Genomic DNA, 21,771 nt, shown 5'->3' with positions numbered 1-21,771 from the left:
CGATGTCTTCGATGGTGGTTGCAGTCGATCTCAACAAATTTTTCGGTGATTTTCAGGCATTGGATAAGGTTTCGCTGGAAATCGAACATGGTGAAGTATTGTGCATTATTGGTCCGTCGGGATCAGGAAAAAGCACATTGCTGCGCTGTATAAATCAGCTTGAGCGAATTGATTCCGGTGCAATATGGATTGACGATGAACTCATCGGCTTCAGGAAAGAAGGCGATAAGCTTTATCAACTCAATGACACGGAAATTGCGCGGCAGCGGCTTTCAAGTGGCATGGTGTTTCAACGCTTCAATCTGTTTGCACACATGACAGTTCTTGAGAATATAATTGAAGGCCCTGTCATTGTGCAACGGCGCACCAAAAGCTCGGTCATTCCGGAAGCGATGGCTTTGCTCGAAAAAGTGGGGCTAACGGACAAGAAAAACGCCTATCCCAGCGAGCTTTCGGGCGGCCAGCAGCAGCGCATCGCCATTGCCCGGGCATTGGCGATGAAGCCAAAGCTCATCCTGTTTGACGAACCCACATCAGCGCTTGATCCAGAACTCGTCAGCGACGTTCTCAATGTTATGCGTGATCTGGCGACCAGCGGAATGACCATGGTTGTGGTCACCCATGAACTCGGCTTTGCGCGCGAAGTCGCCAACCGCGTTGTTTTCATGGATCGAGGTAAGATCATTGAAAGCGGAACACCACAAGAGATTCTCAGTAACCCGAAAGAAAAGCGTACGCAGGATTTTATCGCGGCCGTATTGGCTTGAAGTATCATAAACATAAAAGAGGAACACAGAATATGAACAATTATGCAAAGCTCGCTCTATTGGGTGCAGCCGTTATTTTCAGTCTGCCGACGGTTGCCCAGGAACTTCCTCCCCGCATCAAAGAGGCAGGAAAAATCGTCATCGCGACAATGCCAAACTATCCGCCGATCACCTATAAGGACCCGGCTACAAATGAGCTTCAGGGCTTCGATATTGATCTGGGTGAAGCAATAGGCAAAGAGCTTGGCGTAAAGGTCGAGTGGCAGGAAATCGCTTTCGCTCAAATGCTACCCTCCTTGCAGACAGGCCGCGTTGATCTGGCAATGGCCGGAATGAGCGACAAGAAGGCCCGCCAGGAAACTGCCGACTTTGTTGATTACATGAAGTCGGGTGCTCAGTTCTATACGTCCAAGGCTATGGCGGCAGAAATCAAGACAGTAGATGATCTCTGCGGAAAGTCCGTCGGTGCCAGCCGCTCAACCGACTGGCCAGCGCAAATTACCGCCTGGAGCGAGAAAAATTGCGTTGCAAAGGGCAAGCCTGCAATCAACGTGACGGGTACGGAAGGGTCTGCTGATGCCCGAACTCAAATCAAAAGCCAGCGTTTGCAGGCAGCCGCTCAGGGAAATGAAACTCTACCTTATAATCAAAAGCTCGAACCTGACACATATGTTACAATTGGCGATGCGTTCAGCCAATCATTGGCTGGTATTCCGGTTTTAAAATCCGAACCACAATTGCGCGATGCCGTGAAAGTGGCGCTTGAAAAGCTGCAGACGAACGGAACCTATGACGCTCTTCTCGACAAATACGGTCTCAAAGCCAACAAGCTGTCGCCAATCACGGTCAACATGGGCGAATAGATTTCGGTTATGAAATTATACAAGAATGGCAATGTGAAGTTGCCATTCTTGTAACCTGGAGTTCGTTGAATTGTTGGAAGTGAGACTATCAAGCGCATCGGACCACGCTGCCCTGGCTGCTCTATTCGAGGAAATGCAAGCGCACTACGATGTACCATGCCCGCCGCGCGAGAAAATACTCGAAGGCTTGGCCTCGATGCCAACAGGTACAGAAATTCTTGTTGCCACCCAGCGAGAGATTGTGGGCTTTGCTGCGATCACGCCAGTCTATCCGGGACCAGGTCTTGGGTCTGGCCTGTTTCTCAAAGAGCTTTTTGTTTCAAAGCAACACCGCGGATCCGGCGTGGGAAAAAGCCTGATCCAGGGGCTGGCAAAATTGGCGCTTGAGCGGGGCCATGCACGCATCGACTGGACAGCCGATCGCGACAACCCGCGCTTGCGTGCCTTCTATGAAGGGTTAGGCGGCGTCCCGAAGCCGGAAAAGTTGTTCTATCGTTTCGAGGGATCGGCCTTGCATGAAGCAGCAAAGCAGGGTGGTTAGCTGCCTCGTTAGGGCTTGGGCCGGATGATCCATCCATAAAGCGCACTGCCGGCAAGTAATATGCTTGTGCCAAGAAAAACCGCTCGCATGCCGAAATGCCCACCGACAAATCCTCCCATGAGCGGACCGATGACTTGGCCTGCATATTGCGAGGATGTCGCATACCCAAGAATGTTGCCCGCAACTCTATCTGGAACATTGTGGCGGATAACACTGGTTATGCAGGGAAGGAGCCCTCCAAGAGATAGTCCCATCAGAAAGCGCAAAATGACCAGCTGCCAGCCCTCGGTCACAAAAGCCTGAGGGATCAGCAGCAGGGCAGATATGCCGAGAGCTGCAACGATAACATTCCAGTGCCCGATACGATCCGCCAGTCTGCCCAGTCTGGATGCAGACAAAACGCTGCCTAGCGCTGCCGCAGACATCACGATACCTGCAACCATGGTTACATGGGCCGGGTTGTCTACGAGTTGTGCCACATAGACTGTGATGATGGGTTCAATGGACATAGTAGCGAGCATCAAAAGCATTCCCGCCAGTAGCATGACAATTACCGGGCGCTTGTCCGGGATTGCCTTCCATCCGCTGTTCTGCTTTTGCGTCTGGCTTTTGGGCGGCCGCTTTTCTTCCTTGATAAAGAGGCTTGTTGCGAGAAATGTGACAAATATGACCCCACCTATCAGCCAGAATGTTGCGCGGATGCCGATCAACGGAGGCAGTCCGCCACCAATCAGAGGCCCGATAAGGTTTCCTGCCATGATGCCCGAGGCAAGCGTACCCAGAGCCCAGCCAGTTCTCGCTTTGGGCGTTTGTGTGGCTACAAGGACAGTCGATCCGGATGCGTAACCACCAAGCAGGCCGGTGAGCAGCCGAAGGACAATGAGATGCCAGACCTCTGTGGCCATGCCCATCAAAGACATCGCAATGGCCATGCCAAGGCTGGCGCGGATCAGCATCAGCTTGCGTCCATAGATATCTGCAAGACGGCCCCACAATGGAGCGACCAGAGCGGCGGTGAAGAAGGTTGCGCCATAGGCGATGCCAGACCATTGGACGATCGCGGCATGACCTGTCTCCCCCAACTGTTCTATGTAGAGCGGTAAAAAAGGCAGTATCAAAGTCATCGCAACAATTGTTGTGAACGACCCGAGAAGGCAGACCAATAGATTCTGCTTCCAGTAAATTGATTCCCCTGAACTCGAGTCTGTGTCCGTGTCAGTCAATTCATCCAACTATATTTGCCGTGGGCAGCTCATTCTGAACGGGAAATCTTCCGTAGCTCCTAGACATTGCAGTTATGGTTCGGGAGAGCAATCATGGATCAACATTGGAGCAAGCAATCGCAGGTTAATGAGAGCGCGTTGATCATTATTGCAAGTCCAAACTTGCATTGTTCGCCCCAGCGAATAGGCTCTGAGCCGACTCACGGCAAATAGCATCGAAAATGAGCATCATGAAACTTTTCTTTTCCAGCCAGCAAATGGCTCATCAGCCTAAACAATATATGGTAAATGGCCGAATTACCGACCCGCTGGAAAATCCGGCACGTGCCCAAACCCTGATAAAAGCGCTGACTGATCTTGGACTTTCGCAAGAAGCGACCGGTGACGCGGGACTTAATCCCATACTTGCCGTTCACGCGGACCACTATGTCGAGTTTTTACAGACGGCATATGACCGGTTCATGCAACTGCCAAATCATGGCCCTGAAGTTCTGCCGAATGTGAGTGCGTATCAAGGCGCAGATCAAAACTACGCTACCCGTCCAAGACCAAGACCTGTTGGTGTGCTTGGACAGGCTGGCTGGTACATTAACGGGCTTTCCTGCGCCATGATGGAAAGCACTTATGTTTCGGCTTATGCCTCTGCCCAAACGGCGATCTCTGCTGCCAATGCTTTGTTGAATGGCGAGAAGGCGGCCTTTGCTCTTTGCCGCCCTCCGGGCCATCATGCCTATGTCGATCGCGCCGCAGGATTTTGTTACTTCAACAATGCGGCAATCATTGCGCAACATTTGCGTCAGCAGCACGAGCGTGTGGCAATCATTGATTTTGATACACATCACGGCGACGGAACACAGGCCATATTCTACAGCCGTGATGATGTTTTCGTTGGTTCAACCCATACCGATCCTTCCAACTACTATCCCCACTATAGTGGTTATGCGGATGAAACCGGCGCCGGTAGCGGCCTTGGTGCGAACCTCAATTTACCGCTGGCGGAAGGCAGCGGTGATAATGCCTTCATTGATGCCAATCGCAGGCTTGCGGCCGCAGTGGCCGATCATGGTGCTACGGCACTTGTTATCTCAGCTGGATGGGATGCGCACCACGAAGACCCACTTTCCCGGCTTACCGTGACGACAGCGGCCTATGCCGAAATAGGAGCAATCTGGGGAGCCGCTGGCTTGCCTACCGCAATCGTGCAGGAAGGTGGTTATTCGCTCAGCGCTGTATCGGAAGCTGCGCCACGTTTCATGGCCGCCTATCAGGCTAATAGAACAATATGAGTGACTGCGGTCACTATAGCGCCATCGGGGAAAGTAGATGAATCAGATCGCAGCAAAACGCCAGCCAATTCGTGCCGCAATAGGTGCCTTTGTCGGCACCATGATTGAGTGGTACGATTTTTATATTTACGGCACTGCTGCTGCTTTGGTTTTCGGGGATGTCTTCTTTGCCTCGCAAGATCCTGTGATGGGGGTGCTTGCGTCCCTGGGCACGTTCGCTATTGGATTTGTGGCAAGACCTGTCGGCGCGCTTCTTTTCGGCCATTTTGGCGACAAGGTCGGACGCAAGAATTCTTTGATCATAACTCTTCTGCTGATGGGCGCCGCAACAGTGCTGATCGGTGTTTTGCCCAGCTATCACTCCATCGGTATGTCGGCGGCAGTTATGCTTGTGCTGCTGCGCCTCGTACAGGGCGTGGCAGTCGGGGGCGAGTGGGGTGGTGCTGTGCTGATTGCCGCCGAACATGCTCCACCTCGCTGGCGGACTTTTCTCGCCTCAGCACCGCAATATGGAAGCCCGATTGGGCTTATTCTTGCAACGCTGGCCTTCCGTACAGTGTCTGATCTGCCGCAAGAAGACTTTTTGAGTTGGGGCTGGCGAATCCCCTTCCTGCTTAGCGGCATATTGATCATCTTTGCTTTCATCATTCGCGCGGGCATCAATGAGAGTCCTGAGCTTGAAGAGCGATTGAAAGAGAAGACGGTACAAAACGTCATCCCGGCCAAGGAAATTTTTCTAACGAAAAAGAAGTCGCTGGTGCTTGGCATGGGACTTTGTCTGCTCGGTGTCGCAGGCTTCTATTTCATCACCACATTGATGATGACATTCACAACAACATCGCTTGGAATCAACCGCTCTGACATGCTGGAGCTTGTTTCATGGGTCGGCGTTATTGAGCTCTTTGCATTTCCTGCCGGTTCATACATTGCTACGCGGTTTGGCGAGCGCTTTCTCCTGATTGCCATGTCCGGAGCGGCATTGCTTTTTGCGGTACCAATGATGATGCTCATCATTACCGGTAATCTAACCAATATTTACATTGCTATTCTGGTCGCAACCGTGTTTCTCGCCGCCCATTACGCAGTTATGGCACCGTTTCTGACCCGGGCGTTTCCAGTCCATCTGCGTTATACAGGCATCTCGCTATGCTCTTCACTTAGCGGTGCAATATTCAGTGGTCTTACGCCGGTTATCGGTGTCTGGCTCGTTCACACCTATGGAGTCCAGTGGGCACCGCTGGCGGGTCTGTTCATTTTCATCGCTGGAATAAGCTTCCTTTGCAGCATTTTCCTTCCCGTAGAAGATAGCGGATCGGAATCTTTTGCTGCGCGAGCAGCCGAGAGAATGCAGAAGATTGAGACTGAGCCTGCCAAATCTTAAATTCTTCACCTTTCCCGGATAGGGGCGTGATTGTCACTTCGACACATTGGGGAGAACTGTCCATGGCATTGAAACGTCAGCTTTTGCCGGTTTTGCTTTTTCCGTTGATCTGCACGACTGCATTGGCCGCCGTGAACGGACCCGTAAAATCCGTGACGCTATCATCGGGCGGCCTGTCGGAAATTGTTCGCTCCGCCAATGTTGGCGATAATAGCGAGATTACGATCAATGTTCCGCTGGATCAGGTAGATGACATCCTGAAAAGTCTCATCATCAGAGATGCCAATGGCAAGGTTAAAAATCTCTCATTGGCGGGTCCTAATCCGCTGGAAGAAACGTTTCGTACACTGCCCTTTAGCGTTGATGATCTGAACTCGCTTCCCCGATTGCTGAATGCCGTAAAGGGCACGGGCATCCGCATATCGGGAGCGCGCGAGCTCGAAGGCAGCATACTTGGTGTCGAATATCAAACCGGCGCAAACGGTGCACAAAATGCGGTTCTCTCCATACTTACCGTCAAGGGAGACATCACGACGGTCCCGCTCGACAGTTCAGTATCCGTTGAAATTTTGGACAAGACTCTGAACGCTAAAATAGCCGACGCAACTCTTGTCGCAGGCAAGGGCGCCGTGGATGGCTCCCGCACAATTAAAATCGAGCTGGATGGGCAGGGTACCCGCACCGTAGACATTTCATATGTTGTCTCGGCCCCGATCTGGAAAACCAGTTACCGCATGGTGACGGGTGAAAATGGCACGGCGCGGCTACAGGCCTGGGCCATATTCGAGAACGCTTCCGGCGAAGATTGGAACGACGTTTCTGTCGTGCTTTCATCGGGGAAACCCGTCACGCTGAAGCAGGCACTTCACAGGCGCTACTGGAAAGACCGGGCTGAACTTGTCGTCGATACATCCGCGCAAAATCCTGCAATCGCAAGTCTGGGCACCTCTCGCAGACAAAAGCTGGCACAAGAGCAGGATGCGGCAGCCGGCTATGCAGCCCCGGCTCCAGAGATGCAGATGGCACAAAGGCCAATCGAAATGGCTCCAGCTGCACAGCAAACCGCCATTGAGGAGCAGGAGGTTACGTCCAACTTCTCCCTTCCAGGTCAGTTTGATCTGAAGAACGGCGAAACAATTTCCGTGCCTTTGCTGGACAAGGACGTGAAGGTTGAAATGGTTTCGGTCTATCAGGTCGGTCGCAGTGGTGAGCACCCGACAGCTTCTGTCATGCTTGAAAATGATAGTGGTTCCAGTTTTCCGCAAGGCATATTGACCGTCTATAATGGCAAGTCCGGCTATGTGGGAGATGCTCAGATAGCTGGAATGCCATCTGGCGAAAAGCGGGCTGCCAGTTTTGCGCTTGATCAAAAGGTTTCAGTGGGTGCCGACACGAAACCTCAAAGGATGATCACTTCGATAAAGGTCGTTGATGGAATCATTCATGCAAAGACGCTGTTACGGGAAGTAACGATATTTACAGTGAATGGTGCAGCTGATGGTGATCGCACTGTGCTCATTGAGCAGGAGAAACGCCCGGGCTGGACATTCAGGGCCGAAAATACCGCCGATTCGACGCTGACCCATGACCGCGTTCGTATTGCCTTGAAGGCGGGTGAAACGCGCAATGTAGAAACGGTCAGTGAGCAAACTCAGGCTGAAGAATTTGCATTGTCGGATGCCGCTCCTCAGATGATAACAAGTTGGGCTGATGCCGCGGAAGATCCGGAAGTAAAAACCAAGCTGAAAGAATTGGCGGAAGCCCGAATGAAGCAGGTCGACGCCCAAGAGGCGCTTGACCGCGTTCAACGAGAGTATGATCAGGTAGCTGAATCTCAGGATCGTACCCGCGAGAACTTGCGAGCTGTACCCAATGGCGATCTTCAAAGCAGATATCTGGCGCAAATGGGTGAAGAAGAAGACCGTCTGGGAGAGCTGCGCAAGGAGCGGGATGCCGCGCAGGAAATCATCGGGAAGTTCAACGAGGATGTTACGCGGATTATCCGTACATTCTAGGCATACTCAAAGCGTCACGACGATTTTGCCGAATTGCTGGTTTGACTGGAGAAAGTGGTGCGCTTCGATAATATCATTGAATGCAAATGTTCTTGCGATGACCGGCTGCAAACCGCCAGATGCCAACCCGGCCAGAATGAATGACTTCGCAGTATCCAGTCTGTCTTGATCATTGATAACTTCGTGAACAAGATAACCGCGTAACGTTAGTCGTTTGCTTAGGACATTGAACAATGGAAAGGGGGTGGGTTCGTTGCTTAACCCGCCATATTCGATAAGAATGCCGCCCTCGCACATTGCAGCGGTCAGTGGTTCAAATATGGGGCCGCCAATAGCGTCCAGCACCACCCTTACGCCCTTGGTCTGCGTAATCTCCTCCAAGCGCCTCTCTAGATTCTCCTCTTGCGAGGCAATGACGTAGCCCGCCCCATGGTCAAGCAATGCACGCGCTTTGCTAGATGTTCGAGTAACCGCAATTGGAGTGGCGCCTACCATGTTTGCAATCTGGATTGCAGCGAGTCCAACGCTGCTGGATGCTGCGGTGATGACCACAAAATCATTCTTATGCAAGCTGGCGATATCGATCAAAGCACCATAGGCGGTAAGATATTGCATCCAGAGAGCGGCAGCCTCTACCAAGCCAAGCGATGGCGGATGCTTGACGAGCAGCCTTGCTGGAAAAGTTGCGACTTCGCCGTAAGCAGGCCAACGAACCATTGAGACGGGCGGAATAACGCTGACAATGTCACCCGGTGCAAAATCATCTACGCCTTCGCCGACCGTTTCGACAAAACCCGCAGCTTCCAATCCCAACCCTGAAGGCAATAATGGGGTTTCAATGTAGCGTCCCATGCGTAGCAGGGTTTCAGCGCGATTGAGACCCAGCGCTTTAACGCGAAGACGTACTTCGCCACGGCCAAGTGCTGGTAGATCAACGTTTTCGATACGTAGAACTTCCGGTCCACCAAATTCATGAAAGCGAACGACGCGAGCCATAAGTCAAAACTCCAAATTATTTGAATTGAATAGGGTATGACAGGAGTTGGATTGGCGATAAATACGCTTAAAAGCAATGCAGTAGAAACTGAGAGTTTCGAATATGGATCGTCTTCTGAGTATGGCTGTATTTGTTAAAGCCGTAGATCTGGGCTCGTTTGCGGCAGCCGCTGAAGAACTCGGCCTGTCGGGACCAATGGTTGGAAAGCACATCCGCTTTCTCGAAGAGCGACTTGGTTTGCGTCTCCTTAACCGGACGACACGCCGCCAAAGTCTGACGGATTTTGGACATGTCTATTATGAGAGTTGCCGCATTATTCTTGCCGAAGTGGATGCAACCGATGCACAGGCGGCTGATCAGCTTTTGGAGCCTCGGGGAAAATTGCGTGTGACGATGCCGGTGCATTTCGGGCGCCGTTGCGTAACGCCCGTCTTGCTGGAACTGGCGCGGAAATATCCCGCGTTGGAGCTGGATTTATCCTATAATGATGACTTTTACGATCTTGCGGAAAACGGTTTCGATCTGGCGGTTAGAACGGGTGTCCCTGAAGACAGGGCCGGTGTCATCGCGCGCCGTATCGCACGTCAAGAAATGATCGTATGCGGGTCGCCGTCCTATCTCGAAAAGCATGGCAAACCTGAACAGATTATTGATCTCAATCAACACCAGGCCGTCATGTACCGCCGTTCTGGCCGGATACCCTCATGGAGTTTTCCGGGAGGCGAGACGCTGGTGCCGATCAATCGAATACGTCTCGACGACCTCGATGCTATTGCCGACGCTGCCAGCAGCGGGATGGGACTGGCCTGGCTGCCAAGCTGGCTGGTGCGGGGCCGTCTGCAAGAGGGGACGCTTGTCCAACTCTTATCCGATCAGCCCGGACTGCCTTACGATTGCTATGCGATGTGGCTGCAGACGCCTCATTTATCGTTAAAGGTACGCATTGCTGTGGATGCGTTGGCAATTGCGCTGCCGAAGATGATGTAGCCATTCAATGACCAGTCGGGATGGGAAAAGCAGCCCTTCGCATGTCGGTTTTTCGAATCGACGCGAGTGCTTAAATTCCTGAACCGTCAAGCTGCTTGGCGTCGTCGCCTTCCCAAGGTAGGGGCATGGATGTACGATTCAAATTAGCTGAGGGCATCGGCATCCAGCACTTCAGTTCCGGTTCGGCATATTCGACGATGCGGCCAGGTGAGGAATCGGAGGCGCGCCAACCTTCAGCACCGAACTGATCACCATTAGACCAGTAAGCGAGATCAACTTCCGCCTGTCCCTGTTCGGATGGACGGATTGTTACAAGGATGCGACTGCCGTCTTTCGGTGCGCTCGCCATGTGACGCCAGCGGTTTGGCTCATCCATCGTTTTCTCTTGTCCTGCCATGGTTGCAAGTGTCGCCTCACTGTTGAAAGCCGTCAAGACAAACTTTTTAGAGGGACCGGGGTGAGTTCAATCACCGTGCATCGCGTCGTGGCCAAAGGTGGCTAGGAAAAAAGTGTACCTGGTTGGAGACAGTTCATCAGTCGGTGGTGCTGGTTTGCTTGAGAGCTGAGTCAGCGACAGGGTACTGGCGACGATGAACGTCGCGGTGTGCGGAATAATTTAAAAGGTGCAAAAAAACGTAATTGACAACCAACGGAAAGTAATATCATTCTTGTAAATCGGTTTACTAAACCGCTTTACAATGGGGTTTTGCTCTTGGTTAAGCGAACGATGCCAAGTTTGAAAGATGTAGCCGCCGCTGCGGGTGTGTCAGTGACGACGATCTCGCGCTTCGTAAATGGCAGCCTTGATCTGCCCCACAACACCAAGAAACGCATCGAAGATGCGATCACCACGCTCAAATACGTTCCAAACCCACATGCGCGGCGGTTGAGCATGGGGCGCTCCGATACGATTGGTCTGGTAGTGCCGGAAATCGCCAATCCATTCTTCTCTACATTCGTGGCAGCGGTGGAGCAGGCGGCGGACGAGAAAAAGTTGGCTGTTTCGCTGCATGCAACGCTTAACCGACCGGGCCGGGAAATAGAATATCTCCAGCTCATCGAGCGGAATCATGTCGATGGCTTGATCTTTGTCACAAACCATCCTGACGACGGCGCGCTTGCCAATCTGATCAATCGTTCCAGCAAAGTCATTGTGGTCGACGAAGATATCCCTGGCTCCAAAGCGCCAAAGCTTTTCTGTGACAATGATCATGGCGGATATCTTGCTGGACTGCATCTGGCTGGCCATGGGCACAGGCATGTCCTGTTTATCGGTGGAGATGAGCGCATGATTAGTGCGCGTCGCCGTTTCGATGGCGTGATGAGAGCTCTTCGCGAGCACCATGCAGGTCTGGCCCGGGTGGACCGCTACGCCGGTGAATATACCATCAATTACGGCCGTCAGGCTGCGTTGCGTTTCCTTGAAGAACGCCATGAGGCCACCGCGATTTTTGCCAGCTCGGATGAAATCGCCATTGGCATGCTGGAAGTGTTCAAAGATAGGGGCGTCTCAGTTCCGGGCGACGTATCGATGATCGGTTTCGATGATGTCGGGCCCCTGCATCTCTTCGCGCCTCCGCTGACGGTGATCCGCCAGCCAGTCCGGCAGCTTGGCAGCCGGGCATTGGAACTGCTTCTGGAAACAAACTGGCAAGAGTGGAAACCCTCCGCTTCGGAAGAGCTTTTGCCTGTCGAAATCGTGGTGCGGAACTCCGTTGCTCCGCCAGCGAAATAACAAAAAAGCGACGGCTAAAAACAACAGAGGATGAGAACATGACTTTGAATCTAACAAGAAGAATGATGATCGCGCTGGCAGGGTTTACCATATTAAGCTGTGCCGTTTCGGCCTCCGTGGCTCAGGAGAAAAAGACGATCGCGCTGGTTCAGATCAACCAGCAGGCGCTTTTCTTCAACCAGATGAACGAAGGCGCACAGAAAGCGGCCGATGCAGCTGGTGTGAAGCTGGTGATTTTCAACTCCAATAATGAACCAACGGCACAGAACAGCGCTATCGAAACCTATATTCAGGAAAAGGTTTCTGGCCTTGCTGTAGTCGCTATCGACGTCAACGGACTGATGCCTGCAGTCAAGCAGGCAGCGGATGCGGGTATTCCCGTTGTCGCTATCGATGCCATCTTGCCGGCGGGCCCGCAAAAAGCGCAGATCGGCGTGGACAACGCGACGGCAGGTGCCGACATGGGCAAGTTCTTCCTTGACTACGTCAAGACAAACATGGCCGGCAAAGCAAAGATCGGCGTCGTTGGAGCGTTGAACTCCTACATTCAGAATGTCCGTCAGGAAGGTTTTGAAAAGACGATCAAGGGCACTGATGGTATCGAGATTGCCGGAGTCGTTGATGGACAGAATGTTCAGGACAATGCGCTTTCGGCGGCAGAAAACCTTATCACTGCCAATCCTGACCTGACTGCGATCTACGCGACAGGCGAACCGGCGCTTATGGGAGCCATTGCTGCTGTTCAAAGCCAGGGCAAGCAGGATACGATCAAGGTCTTCGGTTGGGATTTGACGGCGGAAGCCATTGCGGGCATTGATGCCGGATTCGTTGCAGCTGTCATCCAGCAGGACCCGTCGGCAATGGGAGCAGCGGCTGTGGATGCCTTGCAGAAGGTGGCTGCTGGCCAGGCTGTTGATCAGAACATTTCCGTGCCGATTACCATCGTGACAAAAGCCAATGTCGATCCATACAGGGCTGTCTTCAAATGAACCAGAACGGCCGGCAGGTAGCGACCGCCGTTCACTCCGGAGGGGGCGTTCCCTCCGGAGGTGGAACAAGCGGCGAGACTGATTCCAATCCCCGCGTCTCGTTGCGCGGTATCCGTAAATCCTTTGGTTCGCACCAAGCCTTGCGCGGTGTCGATCTAGATATCTTTCCTGGCGAATGCCTTGGATTGGTCGGCGACAATGCGGCAGGGAAATCCACCTTAACTAAGATCATCTCAGGAACCTATATTCCCGATGGCGGCACGATGGCGATCGAAGGCGAGGAAGTTCGTCTGTCCGGACCCGCCGATGCGCGCAATCGGCACATCGAAATGGTATTTCAGGATCTCAGCCTCTGTGACCAGATCGACGTTGTCGGCAATCTCTTTCTGGGCCGTGAACTCAGCAAGGGCATGTTTCTCGACAGCAAGAAAATGCTGACTGAAGCGCGCGCGATGCTGGACGCTTTGGAAATCAGAATTCCAAAGCTGACGGGTAAGGTCGCGCAACTCTCAGGCGGGCAGCGTCAGGCCATTGCCATTGCCCGCGCCGCATCGTTCAAGCCCAAGGTCTTGATCATGGACGAGCCTACATCGGCACTTGCAGTTGCCGAGGTTGAAGCGGTGCTGGCACTGATCAACCGGGTCAAGGCGCAGGGCGTCTCGGTCATTCTCATTACACATCGTCTTCAAGACCTCTTTCGGGTCTGTGACCGGATTGCCGTCATGTACGAGGGCACGAAGGTTGCCGAGCGGCAGATCGGCGGCACTAATCTTGAAGACCTCGTGAAGCTGATTGTCGGTGAGGGAGCCAGACAATGACCGTTTATACAGAGCGTGGCCAGGGGTCGCGCATTGCAGATTTCTTCGGCGAGCATGCGCAGGTTCTTTCGATTGCTGTGTTTTTTGCCGCCTGCATGATATTCTTTTCAGTTGGCAGCGAGACTTTTCTAACCTCCGGAAACATTCTCAATATCATCCGGCAGGCTGCTCCGATCTTGATTGTCGCCATCGCCATGACCTTCGTCATCATCACCGGAGGCATTGATCTTTCCGTTGGTTCTCAGGTTGCGCTGATCAATGCAGTCGCTGCTGTTGTGATGGCGATGGGCTTTCCGTGGCCGGTTGTGGTGGTTGCAATGATCGTACTGGGCGGTGGATTAGGATTTGCACAGGGCTGGTTCATTGCCTATCAGGGCATCCCGGCATTTATCGTCACGCTGGCAGGACTCTCGATTCTGCGTGGCTTTGCCCTTTATCTCACCCAAGGTTATTCTATCCCAATTCAGGATGCGCCGGGGTTCTTTGCTTTGGGACGGGGTATCGTCGCCGGGTTTCCGGTACCCGCGATCATTGCCGTCGTTATTTCTTTTCTAGGTTATGTGGCGATCCGGTCGACAAAATACGGACGTCAGGTTGTGGCCGTCGGCTCCAACATGGAAGCTGCCCGCCGTGTCGGCATGCCTGCCAGATGGATCACCGCATCAGTGTACATCATATCCGGCGTGGCATGTGCGATCGCGGGTCTGCTGATTGCAGCCCGGCTGGGGTCAGGCTCGTCCAACGCTGCTGTGGGTTTTGAACTACAAGTGATTGCCGCTGTCGTTCTCGGGGGAACTTCCTTGATGGGCGGCCGGGGGACAATCATAGGCACGGTGCTTGGAACGTTCACCATTGCGGTCATCGGCAATGGCTTGATCCTGATGCATATCTCGCCCTTCTTCACACAGATCGTCACAGGCGCAATTATCCTTGTCGCCATCTGGTTGAATACCCGGATATTCACCGCGAATTTCCGGTTCGGCAGAAAAGGCTGACTTCCATGAGCAAAGATCTCTCGGAAGCCCATATCCATTCCGGCAAGGTGATGACCGTCAACGGCCCGATAGCCTCGGAGAAGCTTGGCATTACCTTGATGCATGAGCATATTCTGAACGACTGCCGGTGCTGGTGGCATGCGCCGAAGACCCCGGAGCGCCAATATCTTGCAGGCGGTTTTGTCTGCATCGAAATACTGGGCGAGTTGAAGCAGGATCCTTTCGTCAACAAGCATAATATTACGCTTGATGATGAACCGCTGGCGGTAACGGAGCTGAAGGCCTTTGTCGCTGAGGGTGGGCAGACAGTTGTAGAGCCAACCTGCCGGGGTATCGGCCGGAACCCGCTTGCCTTGAGGCGTATTGCCAAGGCGTCCGGCCTCAATGTGGTGATGGGAGCCGGATATTATCTTGGCTCCTCGCACCCCCCTGAGGTTGCGGCAATGACCGTTGAAAATATAGCGACGGAGATTGTCCGCGAGGCGGTGGAGGGAGTGGACGGGACCGATGTCAGGATTGGATTGATCGGCGAAATCGGCGTCTCGTCGGACTTCACCGCTGATGAAGAGAAGTCATTGCGTGGCGCTGCTCAGGCGCAGGTGCGAACCGGCCTGCCGCTTATGGTGCATCTGCCTGGCTGGTTCAGGTTGGGCCACCGCGTCCTCGATATCGTTGCGGAAGAGGGTGCGAACCTGCGGCATACGGTCCTCTGCCATATGAACCCTTCCCATGACGATTTTGCTTATCAGAGCGAACTCGCCGCCCGCGGCGCTTTCCTCGAATATGATATGATCGGCATGGACTTCTTCTATGCTGATCAGCAGGTCCAGTGTCCAAGTGATGAAGAGGCAGCACGGGCCATTGTCCGCCTCGCAGACGTCGGTCATCTCGACCGGGTGCTGCTGTCGCACGACGTTTTCCTCAAGATGATGCTGACCCGATACGGTGGCAATGGCTATGCCTATGTCTTGCGTCATTTTCTGCCGCGGCTGCAACGCCACGGTTTGGATAAAGCGGCTCTCGATCAAATGATGCGAGCCAACCCCCGCTCAGTTTTTCACGCAGGTATTTAACGCGAGTTGCCTGCCCGGATTCTTGGGAAAGACCCGGAAATTTTAAGAAAGAATGGTAAGACGATGACAAAGAAAGTACTGCTCGTTGGCGAGAGCTGGGTTAGTTCTGCAACACATTACAAAGGTTTCGATCAGTTCGGCAGCGTTACCTTTCATCTTGGTGCCGAACCATTGGTCAAGGCGCTCGCGGGTAGCGATTTCGAACTGACTTACATGCCCGCGCACGAAGCGGTTGAGAAATTTCCCTTCGAAATGGCCGGTCTGGACGTGTATGACGTCATCATCCTTTCCGACATAGGTGCAAACTCGCTGCTGTTGCCACCCGATGTCTGGCTGCATTCCCGCACAGTCCCTAACCGCCTCAAGCTGATCAAGGCCTGGGTCGAAAAGGGCGGCTCGCTCTTGATGGTTGGCGGATACTTCTCCTTTCAAGGCATTGATGGGAAGGCCCGCTGGCGGCGCACTGCGGTGGAAGACGTTCTTCCTGTTACCTGCCTTCCTTACGACGATCGTGTCGAGATACCGGAAGGAACGACGCCGAAGATCGAACTACCGGATCACCCAGTTATGGCCGGGCTCGATGGCGAATGGCCGTTGCTTCTCGGTGTCAACGAGGTCGAGCTTCGAGAACGGGAAGATGTGGAGGTAATCGCGCGCCTGCCTGACGATCAGGGCGGGCATCCGCTTCTGGTTCTCGGACGTTTCGGCAAAGGTAAGACCGCGGCATGGACATCGGATATTGGCCCGCATTGGCTATCGCCTGCATTCTGCGAGTGGGAAGGTTATGGCAGGCTTTGGAAAAACATTCTCGGTTGGCTAACGCGCGACTGAAGACAGGCGTCTGGGACAACCAGCAGACAGATATGAAGTCTCCATGAAAGGGAAAAACATGCAAGCAATATCGGATCGCGAATCCAATGCTGTGCAGGAAATATTCGGCAGCAATAAGGTGCTCATCGGGATGATCCATTGCCCGGCATTTCCCGGTTCTCCACGATATAGGGGCGCCGATATGAATGTGATCTATGACGCGTGCATGCGCGATGCCGAAGCTTGCATTGAAGGCGGCTTGCATGGTCTGGTCATCGAAAACCACGGCGACATTCCATTTTCGAAGCCGGACGATATCGGTCCTGAAACAACGGGTTTCATGTCCGTGGTGACGGACCGTATCGCAAGCGCCATTGGCGTTCCACTTGGGATCAATGTCCTTGCCAATGCACCAATTCCGGCATTCGCCATTGCCATGGCAGGCGGAGCAAAATTCATCCGCGTCAACCAGTGGGCCAATGCCTATGTGGCGAATGAAGGGTTCATGGAAGGACGCGCCGCCGAAGCCATGCGTTACCGTTCCATGCTGCGGGCAGAGCATATCAAGGTATTTGCCGACAGCCACGTCAAACATGGCAGCCATGCTATTGTTGCCGACCGTTCAATCGAGGAACTGACCCGCGATCTGGCATTCTTTGATGCAGATGGCATCATTGCTACAGGCCAGCGGACGGGCAACAGTGCAACGATGGAAGAGATCGACGAAATCGGCTCTGCTACGCACCTTCCACTGCTCGTTGGATCCGGCGTAACCAAGGACAATATCGTAGATATTCTTGGTCGCACCAATGGCGTTATTGTTGCCTCATCACTCAAGTATGATGGCGTGTGGTGGAATGCGGTGGATATTGATCGTGTAAAGGCATTCCGCAAGGCGGCGGAGCCAGGTTTGGAGGCCTGAACCGATGGCAACCGAAACCCTCTCCGAACGTATTCTTCGCGAAAACGCGGGCGTTCTTGAAGAGATGATCAATCATCGCTTTGTCGTGGACATCAAGAACGATGTATTGAGCAATACTGTATTCGAGCGCTACCTCGTTTATGAGGGGGCTTTTGTTGATACGGCAATTTCCATCTTCGCTTTCTCGGTGGCAAAAGCGCAGACCATCGAGCAAAAGCGCTGGCTTGCAGCAGTCGTTATCGCTCTTGCAAATGACCAGATTGCTTATTTCGAGCGGACCTTTGCCAGCCGTCGCATCGATCCCTCATCGTTCGATACCAGTATACCGGCCGTCAAAAACTTTTGTTCGGGCATGCTGGCCATCGCCAAGGATGGTGAGTTTCTCGATATTATCGCAGCAATGTTTGCGGCAGAATGGATGTACTGGACTTGGTCAAAGGAGGCGTCTGCCTGCAACATCAGTGATCCGCTTTTAAAGGAATGGGTTGCAATGCATGTGGATCAGGCATTTGCGGATCAGGCCACGTGGCTCAAGGATCAGCTCGATATGGCAGGTCAGCAGGGGCTCCCTGAAGGCTTGTGCGTCCGGCTAAGCAGTATTTTTGGCTACGCGATGCAGCTTGAAATTGATTTTCACGACGCGCCATATCTCTGACTTCAAGGAAGTGACCGCATGCGTGCCTATGTAATCGGCAATATTGCCATGGATGAAACGATCATTGTCGATGAGCTTCCTATCTCCGGCGCTTCGATCCTTGGGCATGTGGGCGCGCACGATCTCGGAGGAAAGGGGACAAACCAGGCTGTCGTAATGGCGCGCTGCGGCATTCCCACGGTACTTGTGGCTCCGGTGGGGCAGGACTCGAGAGCTGCTACGATCCGCAAACATCTTCAGGGGGAGCCCTTGACCAGCGAACTCATCAGCATCGAGGGGATATCGAGCGACATTTCTCTTATTTTCCGCCTGCCAGACGGAGAAAATGCGATCGTTACGACAACGGACTCTGCTCAAAGGCTTTGCGCTTCACACGTTGCGCCCGCTCTGGCGGAAGCCAAACCAGGCAATCTTGCGGTTCTGCAGGGAAATCTTTCCCACGAGGCGACGGTAGGAATTCTTCAATTCGCTAAATCGCTTGGCATGATCACCGCCTTCAATCCGTCGCCACAGCGCTCATTTTTCTCGGATATTTGGGCGTTGGTGGATATAGTGTTTCTCAATCGCGGGGAAGCGCAGGCTTTAACAGGTGCTGAAGGTGAAGCTGCCGCCAAATATCTCCTGCAAAAAGGAATTCAAGAGGTGGTTCTAACTTTGGGGAGTGAAGGTGCCTTGCTGGTGAACAGGCGGGAAACTATCGTAGTGGCTGCATCACCTGGTATGGTTGTCGATACGACCGGAGCTGGCGATACGTTCATGTCCGTCGCTTTGGCATCATCTTTAAAACGCGGCTGCCAGCTCGATAGAAAAGCGCTCGAACATGCGTCTCATGCAGCGGTAATCACTATATCGAAAGTTGGTACACGCTCCGCTTTCCCCACAACTTCAGAACTCGATCAAATTCTGAGTGACGGCCAGCTGGATGCCGTCAACTAACGAATAGTTCTGCATAAAATTGGAATAATGGCGGAGAGAGCGGGATTCGAACCCGCGTTACGCTATTAACGTAAACACACTTTCCAGGCGTGCGCCTTCAACCACTCGGCCACCTCTCCGCAATACGCCCAGCACATAGCTGATCGGGCTAATTATGTGCAACCGAAAAGACCGGCTGCAAGAGCACCGTCAACCATCGGCCACTCATTCTTCGATACAGACACAGCGCTATACGATGGTTAGTCGGCAGCTACCCTGTGCGGCGCGCACTATAGCCAGAACAAGCACTTGTTCAACTCCTAATTCAATATATTTTTGATTCGCGGCAAAATCATCGTTTTATCATTTAATTACAATGGGTTATAGGTATAGATATGGCTGACGGCTCCTCGGAGGCACACGGCGCGCAATTCTGTTCACGTCGCAACGGATCGCAATCATGTCCAGAAAAGCGATTCCGGTTTCCGGGGTTTTGCGTTAGAGGATAGAAGATCAAGCGATCCAACATCCTTTCAGGTGAAGGACGTTTCGCCCTTGGAGAAGAATATTGCTACGTCTTATTTTCAGGCTTTTAGCCTATATCTGCCTTAGCCTGGCTATTATTGCCGCTGTGCTGGATGCCGCCAGATCAGTTGGCGCATCCAACCTGGTCATCACGTCGCTGAGAGATAGCTGGCAATCGGTTTCAGCCAACTCTTTTGCACTTGTCGAAACAAGCATCAGAACCCATTTATACAGCATATTCTGGGACCCGTTGATGCTTTGGGTACTGGACGCGCCTACAGTTCTCGTCTTCGCTCTTCTCGCGCTGTTGTTATACGCGATAGGTTACAGACGCGCCGACAAAACAGGCAGGTTCGCTGCCCGCTGAAGCATCGTCGAAGCCCATCCACCGGAGGTAACGCAATGTCTATATTCAGCATGCTGAGCAAGAAATCCGAAATGCCGACGGCAGAGCAGGCCTTGCCTGGCCGTTCATCGCCAATTGCAACCGCAGAAACGCATTTTGTTAATGGGCGCCCATTAAAAGGCCCTTGGCCTGACAATCTGCAAACCGCCATGTTCGGAATGGGTTGTTTTTGGGGCGTTGAACGTCTGTTCTGGCAAGTGCCTGGCGTCTATCTGACTGCCGCGGGCTATACTGGCGGAATTACACCAAATCCAACCTATCAGGAAACATGTACCGGTCTGACCGGCCACAACGAGGTGGTACTGGTGGTATTCGATCCGGCGATCGTTTCGTATGAAGAGCTGTTGACGATATTTTGGGAAGAGCACGACCCAACCCAAGGCATGCGGCAGGGCAATGATGTCGGTACAACATACCGTTCCGGAATCTATACTTTCACACCAGAGCAACAGGCTGTGGCTGAGGCAAGCCGCGCTGATTACCAAAGCGCACTAACGGCCAAAGGTCGCGGAACTATCACCACCGAGATTCTCGAAGCACCGATATTTTACTATGCCGAGGACTATCATCAGCAATATCTGGCCAAGAATCCCGACGGTTATTGCGGGCTGCGTGGAACAGGAGTCTCTTGCCCGATACCGAGTGCCAGAGCAGTGAATTAACCTGGGTAAAACGGGTTTCGATCTGAATTTTGATCACTTGGCAAAATTCCGCGTGAATTTTGCTTAATGGCATGCAAGATTGACGTAGGTGCGGCGGGTTGAATGCCTCGCCGCAATGGTCTAGGGCACAGTGGAAAGTTGTGTCCTCAAACAAAATCCAGAGGGTTGCTATAAAATGAAGCGTATTGTTCTTGGTCTCCTGGCTGCTACGGCATTGCCCCTGATATCACTTGGAGCAGCGAACGCTGCGGACGACAAACCCGCTTTGATTTATGATCTGGGCGGCAAATTCGATAAATCATTCAATGAAGCTGCATTCAATGGCGCTGAAAAATATGCAGCTGATTCCGGCGTGAAATATCGCGAATTCGAAATCCAGAACGAAGCTCAGCGCGAACAAGCGCTGCGCAAATTCGCATCGGATGGCAATTCGCCGATCGTCATTGCAGGCTTTTCCGCTGCTGCCGCGATTGAAAAGGTTTCCACGGAATTCCCCGATACTAAATTTGTTATTATCGATGCTGAAGTTAAACAGCCCAATGTTCGTTCGGTCATATTCAACGACAATGAAGGTTCCTATCTCGTCGGCGTCATAGCTGCCAAAGCTTCCAAGACTGGTACTGTCAGCTTTATTGGCGGAATGGACGTTCCGTTGATCCGTAATTTTGCCTGTGGCTATGTAGGCGGCGTTAAAGCGACGAATGCGGATGCCAAGGTCATCCAGAACATGACCGGTGATACGCCGGCTGCCTGGAATGATCCGTCAAAAGGTGGCGAGATCGCCAAATCACAGATGGATCAGGGTTCTGATGTCATTTTCGCTGCAGCGGGTGGCACTGGTATTGGCGTTCTTCAGGCGGCAGCCGATGCCGACAAGCTAAGCATTGGTGTTGATTCCAACCAGAACGGGTTGCATCCGGGCAAGGTTCTGACCTCGATGCTCAAGCGTGTTGATGTCGCCACCTATAACGCCTTCAAGGATGGTGCCGACGGCAAATTTACTGCCGGTGTGAGCTATCTCGGCGTCAAAGAAGGCGGTGTTGACTATGCTGCCGACGAGAACAATGCCAAGCTTCTGACGGATGATATCAAGGCAGCTGTCGAAGCCGCCAAGGCCGATATCATCTCCGGCAAGGTGAAGGTGCACAGCTATTTTTCAGATAATGCTTGCCCGTACAAATAAAACGACGCATCAAAGTTGAAAAA

General features: G+C 52.9%; 22 protein-coding genes and 1 tRNA gene. 19 read left to right on the top strand and 4 right to left on the bottom strand.

Annotation, left to right across the window (positions count from 1 at the left end; translation table 11 throughout):
- Positions 1–2: 2 nt before the first annotated feature.
- From V9K92_RS11585 to V9K92_RS11575, 3 genes are all read left to right on the top strand, one after another.
- Entirely contained in the window at positions 3–767 is a 765-nt protein-coding gene (locus tag V9K92_RS11585) for an amino acid ABC transporter ATP-binding protein (RefSeq protein ID WP_337354046.1), read from the top strand.
- Between the two features lie 32 nt (positions 768–799).
- On the top strand, positions 800–1,630 hold the full coding sequence (locus tag V9K92_RS11580) for an ABC transporter substrate-binding protein (RefSeq protein WP_337354045.1): 831 nt from the start codon (positions 800–802) through the stop codon (positions 1,628–1,630).
- A gap of 79 nt (positions 1,631–1,709) precedes the next feature.
- A complete protein-coding gene (locus tag V9K92_RS11575; RefSeq protein WP_370878849.1) occupies positions 1,710–2,171 on the top strand; it encodes a GNAT family N-acetyltransferase in 462 nt (153 codons plus the stop codon).
- An 8-nt stretch (positions 2,172–2,179) separates the two neighbouring features.
- Here V9K92_RS11575 and V9K92_RS11570 read toward each other — a convergent pair whose 3' ends face one another.
- Positions 2,180–3,394 (bottom strand): MFS transporter, encoded by a 1,215-nt coding sequence (locus tag V9K92_RS11570; RefSeq protein ID WP_307286319.1) that lies wholly within the window; start codon positions 3,392–3,394, stop codon positions 2,180–2,182.
- Between the two features lie 221 nt (positions 3,395–3,615).
- On the opposite strand from V9K92_RS11570, the gene V9K92_RS11565 reads away from it, so the two are divergent.
- From V9K92_RS11565 to V9K92_RS11555, 3 genes are all read left to right on the top strand, one after another.
- A complete protein-coding gene (locus V9K92_RS11565; RefSeq protein WP_337354044.1) occupies positions 3,616–4,680 on the top strand; it encodes a histone deacetylase family protein in 1,065 nt (354 codons plus the stop codon).
- A 37-nt stretch (positions 4,681–4,717) separates the two neighbouring features.
- Positions 4,718–6,061: an MFS transporter gene (locus V9K92_RS11560; RefSeq protein WP_115054686.1), complete on the top strand. Its 1,344-nt coding sequence runs from the start codon at positions 4,718–4,720 to the stop codon at positions 6,059–6,061.
- A gap of 62 nt (positions 6,062–6,123) precedes the next feature.
- Entirely contained in the window at positions 6,124–8,076 is a 1,953-nt protein-coding gene (locus V9K92_RS11555; protein WP_337354043.1) for a DUF4139 domain-containing protein, read from the top strand.
- Positions 8,077–8,082: 6 nt separating this feature from the next.
- On the opposite strand, the gene V9K92_RS11550 is transcribed toward V9K92_RS11555, so the two are convergent.
- A complete protein-coding gene (locus tag V9K92_RS11550; protein WP_337354042.1) occupies positions 8,083–9,072 on the bottom strand; it encodes a zinc-dependent alcohol dehydrogenase family protein in 990 nt (329 codons plus the stop codon).
- Between the two features lie 103 nt (positions 9,073–9,175).
- On the opposite strand from V9K92_RS11550, the gene V9K92_RS11545 reads away from it, so the two are divergent.
- Positions 9,176–10,060, top strand: a complete 885-nt coding sequence (locus V9K92_RS11545) for a LysR family transcriptional regulator (RefSeq protein WP_337354041.1) — start codon at positions 9,176–9,178, stop codon at positions 10,058–10,060.
- A gap of 70 nt (positions 10,061–10,130) precedes the next feature.
- Here V9K92_RS11545 and V9K92_RS11540 read toward each other — a convergent pair whose 3' ends face one another.
- On the bottom strand, positions 10,131–10,436 hold the full coding sequence (locus V9K92_RS11540) for a hypothetical protein (protein ID WP_115054819.1): 306 nt from the start codon (positions 10,434–10,436) through the stop codon (positions 10,131–10,133).
- A gap of 336 nt (positions 10,437–10,772) precedes the next feature.
- Between V9K92_RS11540 and V9K92_RS11535 the strand changes: the two genes are divergently transcribed.
- From V9K92_RS11535 to V9K92_RS11495, 9 genes are all read left to right on the top strand, one after another.
- Positions 10,773–11,795 carry a substrate-binding domain-containing protein gene (locus tag V9K92_RS11535; RefSeq protein WP_115054690.1) on the top strand — a complete coding sequence of 341 codons (1,023 nt, stop codon included), beginning with the start codon at positions 10,773–10,775 and terminating at the stop codon, positions 11,793–11,795.
- Positions 11,796–11,833: 38 nt separating this feature from the next.
- Entirely contained in the window at positions 11,834–12,784 is a 951-nt protein-coding gene (locus V9K92_RS11530; protein WP_115054691.1) for an ABC transporter substrate-binding protein, read from the top strand.
- Positions 12,781–13,602, top strand: coding sequence for an ATP-binding cassette domain-containing protein (locus V9K92_RS11525; RefSeq protein WP_337354040.1), 822 nt, complete (start codon positions 12,781–12,783; stop codon positions 13,600–13,602). Before V9K92_RS11530 ends, V9K92_RS11525 begins: the two co-directional genes overlap by 4 nt.
- Complete coding sequence (locus V9K92_RS11520; RefSeq protein WP_337354039.1) at positions 13,599–14,597, top strand: ABC transporter permease; 999 nt, start codon at positions 13,599–13,601, stop codon at positions 14,595–14,597. Before V9K92_RS11525 ends, V9K92_RS11520 begins: the two co-directional genes overlap by 4 nt.
- A gap of 5 nt (positions 14,598–14,602) precedes the next feature.
- Positions 14,603–15,670, top strand: coding sequence for a phosphotriesterase family protein (locus tag V9K92_RS11515; protein ID WP_336440471.1), 1,068 nt, complete (start codon positions 14,603–14,605; stop codon positions 15,668–15,670).
- Positions 15,671–15,733: 63 nt separating this feature from the next.
- Positions 15,734–16,501, top strand: coding sequence for a glutamine amidotransferase (locus V9K92_RS11510; RefSeq protein WP_336440470.1), 768 nt, complete (start codon positions 15,734–15,736; stop codon positions 16,499–16,501).
- A gap of 58 nt (positions 16,502–16,559) precedes the next feature.
- Entirely contained in the window at positions 16,560–17,402 is an 843-nt protein-coding gene (locus V9K92_RS11505; RefSeq protein ID WP_337354038.1) for a BtpA/SgcQ family protein, read from the top strand.
- 4 nt (positions 17,403–17,406) lie between these two features.
- Positions 17,407–18,057 carry a TenA family protein gene (locus V9K92_RS11500; RefSeq protein WP_337354037.1) on the top strand — a complete coding sequence of 217 codons (651 nt, stop codon included), beginning with the start codon at positions 17,407–17,409 and terminating at the stop codon, positions 18,055–18,057.
- Between the two features lie 18 nt (positions 18,058–18,075).
- Positions 18,076–18,993, top strand: a complete 918-nt coding sequence (locus tag V9K92_RS11495; RefSeq protein WP_337354036.1) for a ribokinase — start codon at positions 18,076–18,078, stop codon at positions 18,991–18,993.
- Positions 18,994–19,021: 28 nt separating this feature from the next.
- On the opposite strand, the gene V9K92_RS11490 is transcribed toward V9K92_RS11495, so the two are convergent.
- A tRNA-Ser gene (locus tag V9K92_RS11490) sits at positions 19,022–19,112 on the bottom strand.
- A 428-nt stretch (positions 19,113–19,540) separates the two neighbouring features.
- Here V9K92_RS11490 and V9K92_RS11485 point away from each other — a divergent pair.
- From V9K92_RS11485 to V9K92_RS11475, 3 genes are all read left to right on the top strand, one after another.
- Complete coding sequence (locus V9K92_RS11485; protein WP_115054718.1) at positions 19,541–19,864, top strand: hypothetical protein; 324 nt, start codon at positions 19,541–19,543, stop codon at positions 19,862–19,864.
- A 35-nt stretch (positions 19,865–19,899) separates the two neighbouring features.
- A complete protein-coding gene (msrA, locus tag V9K92_RS11480; RefSeq protein WP_115054719.1) occupies positions 19,900–20,565 on the top strand; it encodes a peptide-methionine (S)-S-oxide reductase MsrA in 666 nt (221 codons plus the stop codon).
- A 175-nt stretch (positions 20,566–20,740) separates the two neighbouring features.
- Complete coding sequence (locus V9K92_RS11475) at positions 20,741–21,748, top strand: BMP family lipoprotein (RefSeq protein ID WP_115054720.1); 1,008 nt, start codon at positions 20,741–20,743, stop codon at positions 21,746–21,748.
- The last annotated feature ends 23 nt before the right edge of the window (positions 21,749–21,771 follow it).

Origin of the sequence: Phyllobacterium sp. CCNWLW109, assembly GCF_037203905.1 — a bacterium.
Lineage (GTDB): Bacteria > Pseudomonadota > Alphaproteobacteria > Rhizobiales > Rhizobiaceae > Phyllobacterium > Phyllobacterium ifriqiyense.
This window is presented reverse-complemented; position numbering and strand designations above follow the sequence as displayed.